The organism is Streptomyces sp. NPDC002787 (assembly GCF_053592095.1).
The window spans coordinates 1-18,295 of record NZ_JBSFVC010000070.1; the positions used below are offsets into that span (position 1 = coordinate 1).

Consider the following 18,295-nt stretch of genomic DNA (forward strand, 5'->3'; position numbering starts at 1 on the left):
GTTCAGCCGAAGGCCGCTTCCGTGTACGGCGGTTACCGGACCAGGTGATCAAGTTCGGCACACCATTCGACACCGGACGTTAAAGATCAAGCTAGGGGAGCCAGCCCGCGTCGCGGGCGATCCTGATGGCGTCGACGCGGTTGCGCGCGTTCAGCTTGGCCGCCACCGTCGTCAGGTAGTTGCGCACCGTGCCGGGAGCGAGGTGCAGACGACGGGCGATGTCCTCGGCATCCGAACCCTCCGCCGCCATCCGGAGCACCTCCGTCTCCCGCTCGGTCAGCGGCGTCTCGGTCGCCTCCCACGCGGCGAGCGCCAGCTGCGGGTCGATCACCCGGTGGCCGGCCGCCACCCGCCGTACCGCGTTGGCGAGATCGCGCGGCGGGGCGTCCTTCAGCAGATAGCCGTCGACCTGGGCGGTGAGGGCGCGGCGCAGGGTGCCGGGGCGGCCGAGGCTCGTGAGGATCAGCCGTCGGCACTCGGGCAGCCGCTCCCGCAGCAGACCGGCCGCGGCCAGCCCGTCGATGCCGGGCAGGTCGATGTCGATGATGGCCACGTCGGGGCGGTGCTCCAGCGCGGCGTCCAGGATCATGTCGCCGCGCTCCAGTTCGCAGACGACCTCCAGGTCATCCTCCAGGTTGAGCAGCGCCACCAGGGCGCCGCGGACCATGTTCATGTCCTCGGCGAGCAACAGGCGTATGGCCACCGGCCGGTCCTCTCTTCGGGTCGTGGCCGTACGTCGGGTCGCGCCCGTGTCGGCGTCGTGACCGCGTCGTTCGTACGGCGCAGGGGCAGGGGCAGGGGGAAGGGCGGGGACAGGAGCGGAGGGGGAAGGGGAGAGCGCGTGGGGGGAGCGTGGGGAAAGCGGCCGGGGATCAGGCCGCCGGCTCCTGAACGGCGTCGGTGGTCCCGCTGCTGGACAGTACGTCGGCCTCGGCCACCAACAGGAACGTTCCGTCTTCGCCGCGTGCGGTGGTGAGCTCGCCGCCCACCACCGCCAGCCGGGTCGCCATGTTGCCCAGTCCGCTACCGCTGTGCGGGGACAGGTCGTGGTAGTCGGGGTCGACGCCGTCGTTCCGTACCGACAGCCGTACCCGCCCGTCGGACCGGACCGCGCGGATCTCGCAGTACGTGGCCTTGGAGTGGCGCAGCAGATTGGTGACGGCCTCGCGCAGCACAGCCGCCAGGACCGTGTTGACCTGTCCGCTCATCGGTCCGGTCCGCAGGTCGGTGCGGACCTCCACGTCGGCTGCGGCCAGCAGGGACTGCGCCGAGGTCAGTTCGTCGGCGAGCGACATCTCGCGCAGCCCGCTGGCGACCGCCCGGACGTCGGCGAGTGACTGTCGGGAGATGACGAGCACGTCGCGGATCTCGTCCATGGCCCGCTGCGGGTGGGTGGGCACGAGCCGGTGGATCAGCTCGCTCTTGAGCGTGATGGCGGACAGGCTGAAGCCCAGCAGGTCGTGCAGATCGCGGGCGAAGCGCAGCCGCTCGCGCGTCACGGCCATCTGTGTCAGCTGCCCGCGCGTCTCGTGCAGGACGCGGACGAGATCGGTGAGGCGCGACAGCCCGAAGACGACCAGGCCGGTCAGCAGCGTCGACTGGCACAGGTAGAGGCTGTCGAGCGCTGAGCGCCCTTCGAGCGCGGGCGGCAGCAGCATGCTGAGGCCGACGACACCGTAGAGCGGCCAGGCCCACCTGGACGGCAGGAGCAGCAGGAGAGAACCGGCGAAGAAGCCCGCCATGGCGCCCCACTCGGCGCGGAACACGATGATCGGCAGGTACGTGAGCAGGGCCTGGGTGCCGAGGGTCGCGGTCTTCGGCCATCGGGCGGTCAGTCGCGCGTCCGGCCGGGAGTGGTGCAGCTGGAGCGCGAAGATGACGACGAGGCAGACGAGGGCGGACGCCGTGACGGCGGGCGGGAGGCGGGCGCTGAGGATGTTGAGCGTGGTGATGAGCAGGTAGCAGGCCAGGGCGGCCAGCAGGATGGTGCGGGCGAGCCGCGGTGCCGGGAGGTAGCGCCCGTCGGCGAGCGTGTCGTGCTCACGCCACTCGCGCTCGTACTCGGGGAGCCCGTGCTCCCGCCCGTGCCGTACGGCCCCCCGCCACGCGTCCCTGTCCGATAACCGTCTTGCGGATCTGGAATGTTCCTGATGACGGTCGTGAGGTGACATCGTCTTCGCAACCTCTTCTGTCGCACCTTCGTACGCTCTCGGAGATCGTAAGCGATGAACCTCACGAATCACGCCGACTTCGATCGATTAAACGAACATGGGTATGGGGTTCAAATGCTCGTAAGCAGTGGGCTTCGGGCATCGCCCAAGGCTGACGGGGATGTCGAAGAGCCGTCCCCGGCCAAAACGTGGCCAGAAATGCCGCATTCCCGGGACCATCACCTTCACCACGGGAAGCCGCAGGTCAGGCCTGGTCTGGTCCAGTACGAGCAACTCCATGCCGCGCTCCCGCACCAATGCCGTCACGGCGCGCACATCGTCCAGCAGGTCACCGCGCGGGACATAGCCCCAGTCCCGCGGCGCCCGCAAACGGATGGCTGGATTCCGCAGTAGGTAGGGTTGGTTGGCGACCGTTGCCCGCAGCCACCAGTTCACCGGTTCCGGATCGGTGACGCGATATCCGGAATTCCCGGGTCCGGACGGCGAAACCGCCGGCATCAGCTGTCCCATTTCGGAGATTGCCCGCCGTAGCGCGATTTTCGGGTCGAAGTGCGCTCCGAAGCCGAACACGATGTCCTCGGTCGGCCCGCCGGTACGGCGGGACAGCGCCGCCACGACCGGAATACCGAAATCCGACGTCAGGTCGAGCGCCCACACCTCGCGGCCCAGCCGCGCGTATCCCTCGCGCAGACGCTCGATGTACGGCTCGTCCACGGCGTCCAGGTCGACACCCGGCTGGGGCGTGCGGTTGTACCACCACAGGGCGACCGCGTCCCGCTCGACCAGTTCCAGGAAGCCCTGCAGCAGCGCGTCCTCGGGGCTGGAGCCGGCCGCGTTGCCGTTGGAATCCGCCCACAGCCCGTCCGGCGCCGTGGTCTCGCTGAAGTACAGCATCGAGGTGGGCAGCAGGCGGTGGGTGCCGGCGGTCAGCGACCACACCGGCGTCCACTCGGTGACCCGGTCCTCGTCGAACGGCTCGGGCACGTACTGGAGCCGCGAGCCCGAGGCGTTCCAGCGGTCCCGGTCGCTCAGTTGCCGTTCGTCGTAGAGCTGGCACGCGGCCGGGTGCACCGCGACCGCCGGGCCGAGCCCGCGGTAACTGTCCCGTACGACGGGCTCGTCGCCCTGGCGGGTGCCGCTGTAGCGCTCGACCGCCTCGCACAGGGCGCTCACCCGGGCCTCGGTCTCGGTCAGGCCCTTGCCGCCGCTGAGGGCGCGCAGGCCGGTGCGCAGCCCGGTGAGGGAACGCGAGCCCATCGCCAGGTTGGGACCGGACAGGAAGGCGTCGACGAAGTCGGGGCTGTGCGGCGCCCGGCGGATCTCCTTGATGATCCCGGTGACCGGGTCGACGAGGTCGCCGTACCGCTCCAGCATCTGAGCGGGCGTCAGCGCGCGGTGACCACCGAGGTCCAGGACCGCCTTGGGACGGGCCGCCGGGACGAACGGCGCATCGACCTGGCGGGCCACCAGGTCGGGGTCGCCGCAGACCGGGCACTGGGGCCGCCGGGCGACCGGGTGCGCCCGCATCCGCAGGTGCAGGGTGTCCAGGGCGTGCACCGCCGACTGGCCCGGGTCGCGCACGCCGACCAGCCACTTGACGGTCTCCAGCACGGCCAGCTGTGTCGCCAGCGCCGTGCAGGCGTTGAGCGTGGCGGGCGGCCGGGCGAGGGGTCCCGTGAGCCCCAGATGGCGGCGCAGGGGCTGCTCGGACGTACGGTGGCCGCTCAGCCGGGTCGCCAGGCAGGACCAGCAGGGGCCGTCGCCGGGCCGGAACACCGGGCCGACCCACGGGTCCGGCCCCGCAGTCCTGACCGGCAGCCACGGCATGCCGGTGTTGCGGTGCAGGCTGTCGATGTCCCCAAGGGTGGGCATGAGGTAGTCGTCGCACAGGACGACGGCGAAGTCCGCCCCGTCGCCGGGCCCGGCCACGGCGATGCCGGACTCCGCGCACGCGGCCCGCAGCGCGTCTTCCGCCGCGGGCGCCGCACTCAGCGCGACGATGCGGACCCGGGCCGCGGCAACGTCGTGCACGGCGCGGGCGCCGTCCAGGCCGACCAGGTCCCAGTACGCCTCGGTCGCGGCGGCCGAGCGGGTGTCCGCCGCGGGGGCGTCCGCGCTCGGCGTGGGGCCGCCGCCCTCCAGGACGGCGGCCGCGGGCGCCGTGCGGGTGCGCAGCAGACCGGCGGCCTCCATCGCGGCCAGGGCCTCGCGCGCCGCGCCCGGGCCGCCCAGGGCGGGGGTGGCCTCCCGTACCACGGCGTCGGCGCTGCGGCTGCCGTCCAGCAGTGGTACGAGTACTTCGGCATGCGGTCCGAGGAGGGCCGTCACACCGCGCTGCGAGACGAGGTACACGGCCTCGCCGGGGACCACGGTGGGGCCCAAGTGCGTCTTCAGACCGATGAGTTCCCGCTGCGCCTGGCGCTGGTTCCGCTCTTCTTCTCGTCCCCCGTCGTCGTGCCGGGGTGCTCCGTTCCGTCCCCCGGCAGAGATCATGCGGCGGGCCGTCCGGCGACCGGGGCCGCGACCACGCAGACGGTGAACAGCGCCACGCCATGGTCCGAGGAGCCGTCCAGGTCCTCGATGATCAGCTGGTGCGCGCCGGCCTGCGGGTCGGCGGCGGGCTCGATGGACCACAGAGCGGTGGCCGGCAAGAGGTCATTCATCATGATCGTTCCCCTTCGTCGAATCGCACGGGTGTGCTGCCGTTCTGTCGTGCGTGAAGATTCTGCGAAGCGGGCCGCTAGCCAGACAGTGCGGGGTTCACCAGTGGGGGGTGAACTTTTCACGCGGGAGCGGCGGCGTCCGGCTCCGGGCCGGCCGAGCGGGCCGCCGTAGCGGCGGCCCAGCGGTCCAGCACCGCGGCGGCGGCGCCCGAGTCGACGGCGTGGGCCGCCCGCTCCAAACCGTCCCCGATCCGCTCGGTGACCGACCGCGACGACCCGTGGAGCGCGGCCAGCCCCGCCGCCGCCGACAGCAGCACCGCGTCCCGTACCGGGCCCCGATCCCCCGCGAACACCCGCCGCGCAACGCGGGCGTTGCGGACGCGGTCGCCGCCGCGCAGGGCTTCCGCGGGGCTGCGGGGGATGCCGACGGCCGCCGGGTCGAAGACCTCGCGGTGCACCTCGCCACCGGTCACGGTCCACACGGTGGACGTCGTGCCGACCGTCAGCTCGTCCATGCCGTCGTCGCCCCGGAACACCAGCGCGGACACCCCGCGCCGGGCCAGGACCTCCGCCACCAGCGGGGCGAGCCGGGCATCGGCGACACCGACGGCCTGGGCCGTCGGGTGTGCCGGGTTGGTGAGCGGGCCCAGGGCGTTGAAGACGGTGCGGATGCCGAGTTCGCGGCGCGGGGCGGCGGCATGGCGCATCGCGGGGTGGAAGACCGGGGCGAAACAGAAGGTGATGCCCACCTCGTCGACCACGGCCGGAAGCTCCCGTACGGGGACGTCCAGGGCTACGTCCAGCTCCTCCAGCACGTCCGCCGAGCCGCACCGTGACGAGGCAGAGCGGTTGCCGTGCTTGACGACGCGGGCACCCGCCGCGGCGGCGACCACCGAGGCCATGGTGGAGATGTTGACACTCTGCGAGCCGTCGCCGCCGGTGCCGCACAGGTCCAGGGTCGGGCCGGGCACGTCGAGGGGCTCGGCGTGCCAGTACATGGCGCGCACCAGGCCCTCGATCTCGTCGGCCGTCTCGCCCTTGGCGCGCAGGGCCACCAGCAGTCCGGCCAGGCGGGCCGGGCCCGCGTCCCCGGTCATCACGCGGTCCATGGCCCAAGCGGTCTCACAGCTCGTCAGGTCACGGCCTCCCAGCACCGACTCCAGCAGTTCGGACCACGAACGGCGCTGGGGCGTCATGGGGGTGCGGGCGGGCGGGAATTCGGGGACCGGTGCCAGATTGATGTTTCCGGTCCGGGGCGCTGTCGCAGTGGTTTGTGCCGGCACGGGAATTCTCCCTCCATTGGCGTCCTGAACCGATTCTGGGAGTGTCCGCCGAAGGTGTTCCAGACCATTCCGGAGGGAGAGAGACGGTCCAATTCCGCTGCCGTCAGCCGGATGTCAGCGACGGGTCAGGCGCCCGTCAGCACGGGTCTAGTGGCGTGCTGTTCGCTGCGCCCATGTCCCTGCACATGACCGTCGATGTCGCACGGAATTCCGAGGAATCCCTGACGTCGCAGATCCAGCGGTTCATCAAACGGGAAATAGCCGACGGAGTGCTGCACCCGGGCACGCGGCTGCCGTCGAGCCGCCGGCTCGCCGGAGACCTGGACGTCTCACGCAGCGTCGTGGTCGAGGCGTACGGGCAGCTGGTCGCCGAGGGCTACCTGGAGGCCGCCCCGGGGTCCGGCACGCGGGTCGTCGGCCACCTGTGGAACCGGCGGGCCACTCCCCCGGCACTGCTTCACGAGGGCTCCGGCGGTGGCCGGGCAGCGCCGTCCGTGGGGTGGGACCTGCTGCCGGGCGGCGACAACGTGCCGGAGTTCCCGCGCCGCGAGTGGCTGCTGTGCTATCAGCGCGCGCTGGGGCCCGGCCCGGGCGGCGGAGCCGGGAACGGGTACCCGCCCCTGGCCGGCGAGCCCGTGCTGCGCACCGAACTCGCCCGGTACCTGGGGCGGTTGCGGGGTGTGCGGACCCATGCGGGGCGGCTGCTCGTGGTGTCCGGGTTCGCGCAGGCGCTGGCCCTGCTGTGCGCCGCGCTGGCGACCGCCGAGGGTGTGCGGGAGCTGGCCCTGGAGGACCCCGGCCACCCGGGGCAGCGGCGGTTCGTCGAGGAGGCGGGGCTGCGGGCCGTGCCGGTGCCGGTGGATGAGGAGGGCATCGACGTCGGCGCGCTCGCGGCCAGCGGGGTCCGGGCCGTACTCGTCACACCGGGGCACCAGTTCCCGACCGGGGCGGTCCTCTCGGCGCGGCGCCGGGAGGCGCTGGCGCGGTGGGCCCGGGAGAGCGGCGGCTGGGTGATCGAGGACGACTACGACGGCGGGCTCTGGTACGACCGGGGGCCCGCGCCCCTGGCCCTGCAACGGCTCGCGCCGGAGCGGGTGGTGTACGCCGGGACGGCCAGCAAGACCCTCTCCCCCGGGCTGCGGCTGGGCTGGCTGTCCGCGCCCGAGCGGCTGCTCGGGCCCCTGGAGCGGGCCCGGGAGCGGCAGGACCTGGGCTCCGACGCGTACAGCCAGCTCGCTTTCGCCGAGATGCTGGGCAGCGGGCTGTTCGACCGCCACCTGCGGCGCCTGCGGGAGCGGGCACGGCAGCGGCGGGCCGCACTGGACGAGGCGGTGCGGCGGTACCTGCCCGGGGCCCGGGTCCTGGGACCGGCGGCCGGGGTGCACGCGTACGTGCGGCTGCCCCCGCACGTGGCCGAGGAGGCGCTGGTGGCGGCGGCCCTGCGGGGCTCCGTGCTGGTGCGGGGCGGGGCGTCGTACCGCTTCCGCGCGGGGCCGCCGGGCGCGCCGGCGGTGGTCGTCGGGCACGCCCACCTGCCGCGCGACGGGGTCGCCGAAGCCGTACGAGTGCTGGGGACGGCGGCGGGCGCGACCAGGCGAAGCACTCACGCCTGACCGGACCACCGCCCCACCCACCGCGGCGGGAACGGCGCCGACGGACCCTCACCGGCCGCGGTCGGTTCGGGGCCGGGTGCCCTGCGTACGGCGGGCCTGTCCTGGTCGCCGCCCGACGGATCAGGGGGTGGTCGGCGCCGGAGTGCGGGCTGTCGCCAGGAAGTTGGCCATCATCTGGAGGCCGCCCGTCGTCATCACCGACTCCGGATGGAACTGCACGCCCTCCACCGGCAGGGTGCGGTGGCGCAGGCCCATCACATAGCCGTGGTCGGTCGACACCGCCGTGGTGACCAGGTCCTCGGGGAGCGGCTCCGCCACGACCAGGGAGTGGTAACGGGTGGCCTCGAGGGTGTTGCCCAGGCCCTGGAAGAGTCCGGCGCCGTCGTGCACGACCGTGCTCGTCCGGCCGTGCATCAGTTGGCCGGCGACCTCGACGCGGCCGCCGTACGCCAGAGCGATGGCCTGGTGGCCCAGGCACACGCCCAGCAGCGGGACGCGCCCCGCGAACGCCTCGGCCAGTTCGACGTGGCCCGAGTCCGCCGGGTGCCCGGGGCCGGGCCCGAGCACCACCGCGTCCGGCTCCAGCGAGGCCAGCTCCGCGGGGGTGTGGGTGCGGGAGCGGACGACGCGGGTGTCGGCGCCGAGCGTGCGCAGGTACTGGTCGATGATGTGGACGAAACTGTCGTACGCGTCGATGAGCAGGACCTTCACTTCAGCAACTCCTCACCGGTGAGCGCCCAGTAGGCGGCGCCCATCTTCGCCAGGGTCTCCCGCCACTCCGCCTCGGGGTTCGACTGGGCGACCATGCCCGCCGAACTCTGGGTGGCATAGCGCTGTCCGTCGTACTCCACCGTGCGGATGCACAGAGCGAGTTCGCTCCAGCCCCGCACGTCGACCAGGCCCACGGCGCCGGCGTACGCACCGCGTGGCTCGCGTTCCAGGCCGTCGATGATCTCCATGGCCCGGACCTTGGGCGCGCCCGTCATCGTCCCGGCGGGGAAGGTGGCCCGGACCGCCTGCCAGACGTCGGTGTCGGGGGCGAGCGTGCCGCTGACGGTGGACACCAGGTGGAAGACGTGCGAGAAGGTCTCCACGGCCATCAGCCGGTCCACCGGCATGGTGCTGTCCGTGCTGATCCGGCCGATGTCGTTGCGGCACAGGTCGACGAGCATGATGTGCTCGGCCTGCTCCTTGGTGGAGGACGTCAGCTCCTTGATCCGCCGCTCGTTCTCCTCCGCGTCCGGGCCGCGCGGCGCCGTGCCCGCGATGGGGCGCATCACGATCGAGTCGCCGCTGATCCGGAAGAAGAGCTCGGGACTGGCCCCGACGAGTGCCCCGTCCGCCGCGCCGCCCGCGCGGGGCAGCAGGTACATGTGCGGGGACGGGTTGCGGGCCCGCAGCCGCCGGTAGACGTCCACCGGGGTGAGCGCCGTCTCCACCTCGACACGGTGGCCGATCTGGATCTGGTAGATGTCGCCGACCCCGATGTGCGCCAGACAGCGCTCCGCCCACGTGAGGAAGGCCTCTCGGGAGAGGGTGTCGTGGACGCGGGAGGGGGCCGGGGCCTCGGGCACCTCTCCCCGTGCGGACGCCTGCGCGGCCAGGATCGTGGCGTCCGGACCCCGCCTCGGCGGGAACAGGGAGCCGTGTGCCGTCAGAAGGGTCGCCGTGCCGGTCCTCCGGTCGTAGCGGACCGTGTCCCGGAACAGGGTGAGCGCGATGTCGGGGCCGCGGGAAGGCTTGGAGCGCTGCGGCAGCTCCTCCATGTGCCACACCGACTCGTACCCGAAGGCGGTGAGGAAGCCGAACGCGAAGCCGGACACGGGCACGTCGGTGTCCACGTCGAACAGGTGCTGTGCCGCGGAGAGCAGCGCCCACACCTGCTCCGGCGCCGTGAACTCCAGCGCGTCCGACAGGCCGGCCGCCCGCGCCCGTCGGGTGAGGGCGGCCACCAGCGCGGGGACGCCGTCGATCTCCACATGGCCGGCGTACACGCGCAGTTCACACAGCCGGCCGTAGCCGACGACCGCGGCGTCGCGGTCCTCCTCGTGATCGCTCAGGTCCTCGAACAGGTATACGTCGTCGGCGGGACGCCCGGCACGCAGCCGGACGTACAGCTCCAGCGGGTCGTGCGAGGGCAGCGGGGCCGTGCTGACCCGCACCGCGATCGGTCTGTCGCCCGGCATGAGCGCCTCCCTGGGGCATGTCGGCGGGAATTTCCGTTCCAGCGAAACAGCGGCCGTCCCGGGCGGGCCAGACCAATCCGCCGCCGGTTTTGCGGACCATTCGCCCGCCACCTGCGTCATTCACCGCTCGCTTAAAACCCTGGAGGGCGCCGGCCGCGAAATCTAGGCTCAATCGCGCTGCCGTGGAGCTCGGAAAGGGGACAGGCGATGGATTTTGGAGACGGTGTGCGTTTCGAGGTGGGTGAATTCCCGCCCACCGTGCTGTGCGAGACGGCCGGTGTCGACACCGCCGCGTGGGCGGCGGAGCACCGCGCTGCGGTCGAGGCGGTGCTGCACGAGCACGGGGCGGTGCTGCTGCGCGGGTTCGGCGTCTTCGACCCGGACGCCTTCGAGGCGCTGGCGGGCTCGCTGGTGTCCTCGCTGTACGGCGAGTACGGCGACCTGCCGCACGAGAAGGACGCGGACCGGGTCTACAAGTCGACGCCCTATCCGGCGGAGCAGTCGATCCTGTTCCACCACGAGAGTTCGCACATGCCGCAGTGGCCGAGCCGGCAGTTCTTCTGCTGCGTGACACCGTCGGCGGAGGGTGGCGCGACGCCGATCGTCGACGGCCGCGAGGTGTACGTGGCGCTGCCCGAGGACCTGCGGGAGCGGTTCGAGACGCTGGGGATCCGCTACGTCCGCAACTTCATCGAGGGCCTCGACGTGGGCTGGCGGCGGATGTTCGGCACGGACGACCGGGCCGAGGTGGAACGCCGCTGTGCCGCCCAGGACGTGTCCTGCGAGTGGCTGCCCGACGGGACGCTGCGCACCACGCAGTGGGCGCCCGCGGTCATCCGGCATCCGCTGACGGATGAGCCGGTCTTCTTCAACCAGCTGTTCCTGCACCACACGGCCTGCCTGGAGAAGGAGGTGCGGGAGCTGATGGTGTCCCTGTTCGGGGACGACGAGTCGGCGTACCCGCGCAGCGCGGCCTTCGGTGACGGCACACGCATCCCGGACTCCACGGTGGAGCTGCTGCGCGGTCTCTACGACGACCTGGCGCACCGGTTCACCTGGCGGCGCGGCGACGTCGTGGTGATCGACAACATGCTCGTCTCGCACGGCCGTGATCCGTTCGCGGGCGAGCGCAGGATCATGGTGGCGATGGGCGACATGGTGACCCGCCGGGAGCTGAGCGGCGGCGCGGCGGCGGCCGCCTGACCGGCGGCCGGGCCTTCCACGGACGAAGTGAATCAGCAGGGCGGGGAGTGACGGACGATGTCGTCGTCGGTGCAGCATCCGAGCCTGGTACGCGGCGAAGTACGTGCGGCCGCGGCCGACTCGGTGGTCCATGTGGTGCGGGAGCACGCGATGCGGCGGCCGGACGCGGTCGCGGTGGAGAGCGACGGCGCACCGCTGTCGTACGCCGGGTTGTGGGAGCGGGTCCGGGTGGTGGCCGCCGCGCTGACGGAGGCCGGGGTCGGGCCGGGTGACCGGGTCGTCGTACGGGCGGACCGCACCGCGGGGGTGATCGCCACCGCTCTCGCGGTGATGGCGGTGCGCGCGGTGTACGTCCCCGTCGACCCCGCCCACCCGGCGGAGCGGACGGCCGCGGTCGTGGCCAGCGCCGCGCCGGTGGCGCTGGTGCACGACGGGTCGGGGTTCGGGGACGCGGCGGCCGGAGCGCCGGCAGCCGAGGTGGTGGACGTCGCGGCGCTGCCGCGGACGGCGGGTGCGGGCGCCGCGTTGCCGGAGCCGCCGCTGCCGCGCCCGGACGACATCGCCTACGCCGTGTTCACCTCGGGTTCGACCGGAGTGCCCAAGGGTGTGCTGGTGGAGCACGCGTCGCTGGTCAACTACACCGGTTGGTGCGACACGTTGGTGGGCCGGTCGGGCAGCGGCAGCCCGCTCTTCGGGAGCCTGGGCTTCGACCTGGCGATGACGTCGCTGTGGGTGCCGCTGGCGCAGGGCCACCGTGTGGTGACCGTGGCGGGACTGTGGGACCAGGACACGCTGTTCGGGCCGCGCGAGCAGCGGTACACGTTCGTCAAGCAGACACCGTCGCACGCCCGGTTCTTCGACGTGCTGGCGGAGCCGCCGCGGTACGGGCGGGTGACGCGGACGCTGATGTTCGGCGGGGAGGGCCTGGACCCGGCGCTGGTGCGCTCGCTGGCGCCGCGCCTCGCGGGGGTGCGGCTGGTCAACCACTACGGGCCCACCGAGACGACGATCGGGTGCTGCGCGCACGTCTTCGACCGGGGCTCGGTGCCGAGCACGCCGACGGTGCCGATCGGCAGGCCGGCCTGGAACACCCGCGCGTACGTGGTGGACGAGTCGCTGCGGCCGGCCGGTCCCGGTGTGCCGGGCGAGTTGGTGGTCGCCGGGCGGGCGGTCGCCGCCGGCTATCTGGGGGGTGTGGGCGCGGAACGGTTCGTCGACGAGGCCGAGCTGGGGGCGGGCGGTCCGGGCCGGGCGTACCGGACAGGCGACGTGGTGGAGTTGCTGGCGGACGGCACGTTGCTCTACCTGGGGCGGCGGGACGACCAGTTGAAGGTGAGCGGGCACCGGGTGGAGCTGGGTGAGTTGCGGCACCACGTGCTGGCGGTGCCGGGTGTGGCGGACGCGGCCTTCGAGGTGGTGCGGGGTCCGGTGGACACACTGGAGGCGTTCGTGGTGCCGGCCGGGGCGTGGCCGGAGCCGAAGGAGTTCGCGGACCGGGTGGTGACGGCGCTGTCGGCGGTGCTGCCGTCGGTGCTGGTCCCGAGCGAGGTGCACGTGGTGAGCCGGCTCGTCGTGAACGCGAACGGCAAGTGCGACGTCCGGGCCACCCGGGAGCGCCTCGGAGAGCTGTCCGGGTAGGCGGGATGAGCGCGCCATTCGCACCTCACCGGATCACCGTGGTCGTCACCGCGACCGACGGTCTGGGCGACGCCGCGTCCCGGGAGCGGGTCCTGACGGCGGCCGCCGACGTGGTCGGTGCCGAGCAGCTGCGGCTGGGGCACGAGGTGGGCGGCCGCCCCCACGTGTTCGGGCTGGGCGGCGGAGCCCATGTGAGCCTGAGCCACGGGCGGGGGGTCGCCGCTCTGGCGCTGACCGGTCTGGGGCCGCTGGGAGTGGACGTGGAGGTGGAGCGGCGGGTGCCGGCGCTGCGGATGGCGGAGCGCTGGTTCACGGACGCGGAGGCCGCCTGGGTACGGCGGAAGACCGAGGCCGAACACACGTCCGCGTTCTTCTGGTTGTGGACCCACAAGGAGGCGATGGGCAAGGCATACGGGACCGGGCTCGGCCGGGGCGGGCTGTCGCGGCCCGCGCCGCTGCCGGAGCGGTGGCCGGTGCGGGCGGGCCCGACCGGGCAGCGGCGGCTCTTCCCGCTGCCGGACCGGCCGGAGCTGACCGTGGCGGCGCCGTTCGTGCGTCCGGGCGTGATGCTGGCGGTGGCGGTGCTGGGGCGGCACACGCGGGGCGCTCCCGTCGATGTGCATCTGAGGCCACCTCCCGTCTGAGCCTCGGCAGTTGGGCCGTCCGACAGTTGACATCCCCGATAACACCTGTCAGATTCTTATTACAGGTGGAGGAAGGGGGTGAGTGTTCTGACGAGTGAAGAGCTGCTGGCGCTGCTCGCCGCCGTGGGGCACGCCCAACGACTGCGCATCATCGGCGAACTGGCCCACGGCCGCGTCCACGTGAGCGAACTGGCCCGCAGGCTCGGCCTGTCCAGGCCCTTGCTCTACATGCATCTGGAGCGGCTGGAGAAAGCCGGACTGGTCGTCGGCGCACTGGAGTTGTCCGAGGACGGCAAGGCGATGAAGTTCTTCGAGCTCACGCCCTTCGACTTCCACGTCACGCTGGACACCGTCCTCGACGCTCTCCGCGAGGACAAGCTGCAGGCCGCGCACGGGCAACGCGAGGCCGGGAAGAAGGGAACGCCCACATGAACGGCGGCCTCATCGCCATCGTCATCACCTTGACCGTCGTCGGCGGCATCAGCCTGAGCACGGTCGCCTACTTCACCCTGCAGCGCCATCGCGCGGACGCCGTCGCCATGGCCGGCTACCGCAAGCTGGCCGAGGAGGCGGTGGCCAACCAGGCCGCGCTGCACGCCGAGTTACAGGACCTGTCCGCCCGCGTCGCCTCCGTCGAGGCCCTCCTGCGCAGCGTCGACGAGTGATGCCCGTATGACCACACCCACGCATCCGCACCCGGCGGCGCCGCGCTCCTTAGCCGGCTTACGCCCGTTACCCCTGCTCCGCTCGTCGGAGCCCTGGCGCGCGACCGCCTACCTCGCCGGATACGTCCTGCTCGGACCGGTCCTCTTCGCCTTCTGCCTGGCCACCCTCGTGGTGGCCACCGCCCTCAACATCACCCTGTTGGGGTTACCCCTCCTCATCGGCGCCGCCGCCGTGCTGCGCGGCTGCGCGCACATCGAGCGGATGCGTGCCGGACTGGTCGGCGCGCCCGTACCCGCCGACTACCGGACCGTCGAGCCGGCCGGGATCCTCGCCGCCGTCAAGGCCCGCTGGAGCGACCCGGCAACACTGCGCGACGCGCTCTACCTCGTCGCCCTCTTCGTCCCGCTGCTCCTGCTCGACGCGGTGGCCCTGCTCCTGTGGCTCACCAGCCTCGCCCTCGTCGTCTTCCCCGCGTGGTACTGGACCGTCCCCGACGGCAGCGCACTCGGCCTGCTGCGCGTCGACGACCTGCCGCTCGCGTTCCTGGTGGCCGTGGCCGCCTGCGCGATCACCCTGCCCACCGTCTGCGCGGTGGCCGGCGCGGCCCGACTGCACGCCGCCGTCGCCCACAAGCTGCTCGGGCCCAGGACCGACCCGCTGGCGGCCGCCAAACGGCTGCTGTCCGAACCCGGTCCCCTGTCCGGCGCCACCGAGGCGCCGGCCGACCCGTCTCAGAGCTCTTCCCGACTTTCCAGCCACTCAGGGGGATGACCACATGGACACCGCACCCGCGCCCGCCGCACAGCCGTCGCACGGCGACGACGTGGTCCGGCTGACCGGCGTCAGCCGGACGTACGGCGGCGAACGCAACCGCGTCACCGCGCTCGACCAGGTATCGATGGGCTTCACACGCGGCACCTTCACCGCTGTGATGGGCCCCTCCGGCTCCGGCAAGACGACCCTGCTCCAGTGCGCCGCGGGACTCGACCGGCCGTCCGCCGGTTCCGTCGTCCTGGACGGGCAGGAGCTCACCGGGCTCGACGAGAAGCAGCTCACGCGGCTGCGGCGGGAGCGCATCGGCTTCGTCTTCCAGGCGTTCAACCTGCTGCCGGCCCTCACCGTCGCCGACAATGTGGCGCTGCCGCTGCGACTGGCCGGCCGCAAGCCCGAGCCCGGCAGCGTGGACGAGGTACTGGAGCGCGTCGGCCTCGGCGCCCGCAAGAAGCACCGCCCCGGCGAACTCTCCGGCGGCCAGCAGCAGCGCGTCGCCATCGCCCGCGCGCTGATCACCCGGCCCGCCGTCATCTTCGGCGACGAGCCCACCGGCGCCCTCGACACCCGCACCGCCCTGGAGGTCCTGCGGCTGCTGCGCGAGGCCGTCCACCACGGCCGCCAGACCGCCATCGTCGTCACCCACGACCCCGTCGCCGCCTCGCACGCCGACCGTGTCGTCTTCCTCGCCGACGGGCGGATCGTCGACGAGCTGCACGGCGCCTCCGCGGACCGGATCGCCGAGCGCATGACCCACCTGGGCGCCTGGGGCGACCAGCACTACGCCGAAGGAGCCGTGTGATGTTCGGGCTCGCCCTGCAGACCCTGAAGTTCCGCAAGGGCGGCTTCCTCGCCTCCTTCGTCGCGCTGTTCTTCGGCGCCACCATCCTGGTGGCCTGCGGCTCCCTCATGGAGACCGGCGTCCGCGGCGCCGTACCGGCACAGCGGCTGGCCGCCGCGCCGGTCGTCGTCGCCGGTGAGCAGACCTTCGACGGCGACGCGCTGCCCGAACGGGCCCGCGTCGACGCGGAGCTGGCGAAGACGCTCGCCGCGCTGCCCTCGGTGGACCAGGCCCTGACCGACCTGTCGTTCCCCGCCGCCGCGCTCAAGGGCGGCGACGCGGCGCCCGAGCGCGGACTGACCGGGCACGGCTGGTCCTCCGCCCGGCTCGCCGACGCCCCGCTCGCCGACGGCGCCGAACCCCGCGCCCAGGGTGAGACCGCCCTGGACCAGCGGCTCGCCGACCGGCTCGGCGTACGCACCGGCGACCAGCTGACGCTCGCCGTCGGCGGCGGCAGCGAACAGCTGCGCGTCACCGGAGTGGTACGCCCGGCCACCGGCACCGACACCGCCTTCTACGTCACCGACACCGAGGCGGCACGGCTGGGCGGCGTCGACGGTCAGGCCGACGCCATCGCCGTGCTGCCCACCGCCGGCACCTCCACGGCCGACCTCGAGAAGGCGGTCAAGGAGGCACTGAAGGACACCCCGGCGCGCACCCTGACCGGTGACGCCCGCGGCGAGGCCGAGTTCCCCGAGGCGCTCGCCGCGTCCACCCGGCTCATCTCCATGTCCGCGGTGTTCGGCGGCATCGCCGTGATGGTGTCCGTGTTCGTGGTCGGCTCCACCCTCGCGCTGCTCGTCCAGCAGCGGCTGCGGGAGATGGCGATGCTGCGGGCCATCGGCTCGCTGCCGGGGCAGATCCGCCGCATGGTCGTCGGCGAGACCCTCGTCGTCACCGCAGGCGCGACCGTCCTGGCCCTCGTCCCCGGATGGTACGCGGGCCGCTGGATGCTGGACCGGCTCGCGGGCGGCGGTGTCGTCGCCCCCGAGGTCGCCTACCGCGCCGGATGGGTGCCGATGGTCGTCGCGGCCGGGGCCTCCGCTGCGGCCGCGATCGCCGCCGCGTTCATCGCCTCCCGGCGCGCCGCGCTCGCCAGGCCCGCCGACGCGCTGGCCGAGTCCGCGGTGCAGAGCAAGTGGCTGTCCGGGCCGCGTCTGCTGTTCGCGCTGCTGTGCCTGGCCGGCGGCACCGCGCTCGCCCTCGTCACCGCGCTCGTCATGGACGGGCCGCTGGCCGCCGCCACCTCCGGTCCCGCGGCGATGCTCTGGGCCGGCGGCATCGCCCTGCTCAGCCCCGGCATCACGCGCGTCCTCACCGCCGTGTTCCAGTGGCCGCTGCGCGCCCTGTCCGGCTTCCCCGGGCGGCTCGCCATGGACAACGCCAAGGCCCGCCGCATCCGGGTGGCCGGCGCGGTCACACCGGTGATGCTCGCCACCGGCCTCGCCACCTCTCTCCTCTACATGCAGACGGGGCAGGCCGAGGCCGCCAAGGACGCGGAGTCCGCGCTGATCCGCGCGGACGCCGTCGTGGCCTCGTCCGTGGACGGGCTCAAGCCCGAACTGGTCGAGCGGATCGCCGCGTTGCCGGAGGTCTCCGCGGCCTCGGCGTACACGCCGGGCGAGGCGTTCATCATCCAGCCGCTCCCGGCCGACGAGGACCCGGACGAGGAACCCGACACGGTCGAGCTGACGGTCCGTGCCGTCTCCGCCGACGGCGCGGCCGGCACCCTCACGCCCCGGCTCACCGAGGGCTCCTTCGACCAGCTGCGCGGCGACACCGTCGTCCTGCCCACCTCGCTGACCGGCGACGGCGGCCAACACGTCGGCGACACCGTGCAGATGGTCCTCGGCGACGGCACCCGGCTGCCCGTGAAGGTCATCGGCGCGTACGAGGCGCAGCCCGGCTTCGAGACCGCGTTCCTGCCGGCCGAGCTGGCCGTCGCGCACACCGACACCGGCCTCCTCCCGCAGATCCTCGTCTCCGGCGACGACGGCACGACCACCGCCCAGTTGCTGACCGCCCTGCGGGGCCTGGTGGCGGACGCGCAGCCGGGGCTCGTGGTCGCCGACCGGGCGACCCTGGAGGAGTCCTCCGACGACAACGCCACCAGCACCTGGATCAACTACCTGCTGGCCGGCACCATCATCGGCTACGCGGTGATCTCCCTCGTCAACACCCTGATCGTGGCCGCGGCCGAGCGGCGCCGCGAGTTCGCGCTGCAGCGGCTCGTGGGCGCGTCCGAGGGGCAGATCATGCGGATGATGACGGTCGAGTCGATCCTCGTCGCCCTGCTGGGCACCCTGCTCGGCACGGCCGTCGCCGTCGCCACGCTGGCACCCTTCGGGATCGGGCTCGACGGGTCCTGGCTGCCGCGCGGACCCATCTGGATCTACCTGTCCGTCATCGGCTTCGCGGGGCTGCTGACCCTGGCCACCACCCTGCTGCCGACGCGCCTGGCCCTGCGCAGCCGCCCGGCCGACGTGCTGGCCGTCGCCTGAGACCGCCACGTCGGCCCGCCCCGGGCGCGGCGGGCGTCCCGGAAACCCCCCGGGCCGCCGGCGGGGGGCCCCCCCCCCCCGGCGGGGACCCCCGATAGTGGGGTAGGGAAGTCGT

General features: G+C 73.1%; 16 protein-coding genes. 9 read left to right on the top strand and 7 right to left on the bottom strand.

All coding sequences use genetic code 11. The features are described 5' to 3' along the window. Window positions 1–91 precede the first annotated feature (91 nt). The 5 genes from ACWD26_RS43380 to trpD all read right to left on the bottom strand — a co-directional run bounded on the left by ACWD26_RS43380 (window position 92) and on the right by trpD (window position 6,030). Complete coding sequence (locus ACWD26_RS43380; protein ID WP_451279177.1) at window positions 92–703, bottom strand: response regulator transcription factor; 612 nt, start codon at window positions 701–703, stop codon at window positions 92–94. Between the two features lie 169 nt (window positions 704–872). Beyond that, complete coding sequence (locus tag ACWD26_RS43385; RefSeq protein WP_451279179.1) at window positions 873–2,171, bottom strand: sensor histidine kinase; 1,299 nt, start codon at window positions 2,169–2,171, stop codon at window positions 873–875. A gap of 87 nt (window positions 2,172–2,258) precedes the next feature. Further along, window positions 2,259–4,664, bottom strand: coding sequence for a TOMM precursor leader peptide-binding protein (locus ACWD26_RS43390; RefSeq protein ID WP_451279181.1), 2,406 nt, complete (start codon window positions 4,662–4,664; stop codon window positions 2,259–2,261). Then, window positions 4,661–4,837 carry a hypothetical protein gene (locus ACWD26_RS43395; RefSeq protein ID WP_451279183.1) on the bottom strand — a complete coding sequence of 59 codons (177 nt, stop codon included), beginning with the start codon at window positions 4,835–4,837 and terminating at the stop codon, window positions 4,661–4,663. Before ACWD26_RS43395 ends, ACWD26_RS43390 begins: the two co-directional genes overlap by 4 nt. Window positions 4,838–4,953: 116 nt before the next feature. Next, window positions 4,954–6,030, bottom strand: coding sequence for an anthranilate phosphoribosyltransferase (trpD, locus tag ACWD26_RS43400; protein ID WP_451279207.1), 1,077 nt, complete (start codon window positions 6,028–6,030; stop codon window positions 4,954–4,956). Between the two features lie 260 nt (window positions 6,031–6,290). On the opposite strand from trpD, the gene pdxR reads away from it, so the two are divergent. Continuing rightward, complete coding sequence (gene pdxR, locus ACWD26_RS43405; protein WP_451279185.1) at window positions 6,291–7,730, top strand: MocR-like pyridoxine biosynthesis transcription factor PdxR; 1,440 nt, start codon at window positions 6,291–6,293, stop codon at window positions 7,728–7,730. Window positions 7,731–7,850: 120 nt separating this feature from the next. Here pdxR and ACWD26_RS43410 read toward each other — a convergent pair whose 3' ends face one another. Both ACWD26_RS43410 and ACWD26_RS43415 read right to left on the bottom strand, forming a co-directional pair. Continuing rightward, on the bottom strand, window positions 7,851–8,441 hold the full coding sequence (locus tag ACWD26_RS43410) for an anthranilate synthase component II (protein ID WP_451279187.1): 591 nt from the start codon (window positions 8,439–8,441) through the stop codon (window positions 7,851–7,853). Next, window positions 8,438–9,916, bottom strand: coding sequence for an anthranilate synthase component I family protein (locus ACWD26_RS43415; RefSeq protein WP_451279189.1), 1,479 nt, complete (start codon window positions 9,914–9,916; stop codon window positions 8,438–8,440). Before ACWD26_RS43415 ends, ACWD26_RS43410 begins: the two co-directional genes overlap by 4 nt. A 207-nt stretch (window positions 9,917–10,123) precedes the next feature. Between ACWD26_RS43415 and ACWD26_RS43420 the strand changes: the two genes are divergently transcribed. The 8 genes from ACWD26_RS43420 to ACWD26_RS43455 all read left to right on the top strand — a co-directional run bounded on the left by ACWD26_RS43420 (window position 10,124) and on the right by ACWD26_RS43455 (window position 18,180). Beyond that, window positions 10,124–11,119 (top strand): TauD/TfdA family dioxygenase, encoded by a 996-nt coding sequence (locus tag ACWD26_RS43420; RefSeq protein ID WP_451279191.1) that lies wholly within the window; start codon window positions 10,124–10,126, stop codon window positions 11,117–11,119. A 57-nt stretch (window positions 11,120–11,176) separates the two neighbouring features. Continuing rightward, window positions 11,177–12,757 carry an amino acid adenylation domain-containing protein gene (locus ACWD26_RS43425; protein ID WP_451279193.1) on the top strand — a complete coding sequence of 527 codons (1,581 nt, stop codon included), beginning with the start codon at window positions 11,177–11,179 and terminating at the stop codon, window positions 12,755–12,757. 5 nt (window positions 12,758–12,762) lie between these two features. Continuing rightward, the gene (locus ACWD26_RS43430; protein WP_451279195.1) at window positions 12,763–13,401 is read left to right on the top strand and encodes a 4'-phosphopantetheinyl transferase family protein; all 639 of its coding nucleotides are present in this window, start codon (window positions 12,763–12,765) and stop codon (window positions 13,399–13,401) included. A gap of 78 nt (window positions 13,402–13,479) precedes the next feature. Further along, window positions 13,480–13,833: an ArsR/SmtB family transcription factor gene (locus ACWD26_RS43435; protein ID WP_451279197.1), complete on the top strand. Its 354-nt coding sequence runs from the start codon at window positions 13,480–13,482 to the stop codon at window positions 13,831–13,833. Then, on the top strand, window positions 13,830–14,066 hold the full coding sequence (locus ACWD26_RS43440) for a hypothetical protein (RefSeq protein ID WP_451279199.1): 237 nt from the start codon (window positions 13,830–13,832) through the stop codon (window positions 14,064–14,066). The genes ACWD26_RS43435 and ACWD26_RS43440 overlap by 4 nt, the downstream gene beginning before the upstream one ends. Window positions 14,067–14,073: 7 nt before the next feature. Beyond that, a complete protein-coding gene (locus ACWD26_RS43445; protein ID WP_451279201.1) occupies window positions 14,074–14,838 on the top strand; it encodes a sensor domain-containing protein in 765 nt (254 codons plus the stop codon). 4 nt (window positions 14,839–14,842) lie between these two features. Continuing rightward, a complete protein-coding gene (locus ACWD26_RS43450; RefSeq protein ID WP_451279203.1) occupies window positions 14,843–15,640 on the top strand; it encodes an ABC transporter ATP-binding protein in 798 nt (265 codons plus the stop codon). Then, window positions 15,640–18,180 (top strand): FtsX-like permease family protein, encoded by a 2,541-nt coding sequence (locus ACWD26_RS43455; RefSeq protein ID WP_451279205.1) that lies wholly within the window; start codon window positions 15,640–15,642, stop codon window positions 18,178–18,180. Before ACWD26_RS43450 ends, ACWD26_RS43455 begins: the two co-directional genes overlap by 1 nt. Window positions 18,181–18,295 lie beyond the last annotated feature (115 nt).

What these genes read in the sequence shown, in the direction of transcription:
- ACWD26_RS43385 (WP_451279179.1), bottom strand. Translation starts at nt 2,171, where the DNA reads ATGTCACCTCACGACCGTCATCAGGAACATTCCAGATCCGCAAGACGG.
- ACWD26_RS43390 (WP_451279181.1), bottom strand. Translation starts at nt 4,664, where the DNA reads ATGATCTCTGCCGGGGGACGGAACGGAGCACCCCGGCACGACGACGGG.
- ACWD26_RS43395 (WP_451279183.1), bottom strand. Translation starts at nt 4,837, where the DNA reads ATGATGAATGACCTCTTGCCGGCCACCGCTCTGTGGTCCATCGAGCCC.
- trpD (WP_451279207.1), bottom strand. Translation starts at nt 6,030, where the DNA reads ATGACGCCCCAGCGCCGTTCGTGGTCCGAACTGCTGGAGTCGGTGCTG.
- pdxR (WP_451279185.1), top strand. Translation starts at nt 6,291, where the DNA reads ATGTCCCTGCACATGACCGTCGATGTCGCACGGAATTCCGAGGAATCC.
- ACWD26_RS43415 (WP_451279189.1), bottom strand. Translation starts at nt 9,916, where the DNA reads ATGCCGGGCGACAGACCGATCGCGGTGCGGGTCAGCACGGCCCCGCTG.
- ACWD26_RS43420 (WP_451279191.1), top strand. Translation starts at nt 10,124, where the DNA reads ATGGATTTTGGAGACGGTGTGCGTTTCGAGGTGGGTGAATTCCCGCCC.
- ACWD26_RS43425 (WP_451279193.1), top strand. Translation starts at nt 11,177, where the DNA reads ATGTCGTCGTCGGTGCAGCATCCGAGCCTGGTACGCGGCGAAGTACGT.
- ACWD26_RS43430 (WP_451279195.1), top strand. Translation starts at nt 12,763, where the DNA reads ATGAGCGCGCCATTCGCACCTCACCGGATCACCGTGGTCGTCACCGCG.
- ACWD26_RS43440 (WP_451279199.1), top strand. Translation starts at nt 13,830, where the DNA reads ATGAACGGCGGCCTCATCGCCATCGTCATCACCTTGACCGTCGTCGGC.
- ACWD26_RS43445 (WP_451279201.1), top strand. Translation starts at nt 14,074, where the DNA reads ATGACCACACCCACGCATCCGCACCCGGCGGCGCCGCGCTCCTTAGCC.
- ACWD26_RS43450 (WP_451279203.1), top strand. Translation starts at nt 14,843, where the DNA reads ATGGACACCGCACCCGCGCCCGCCGCACAGCCGTCGCACGGCGACGAC.
- ACWD26_RS43455 (WP_451279205.1), top strand. Translation starts at nt 15,640, where the DNA reads ATGTTCGGGCTCGCCCTGCAGACCCTGAAGTTCCGCAAGGGCGGCTTC.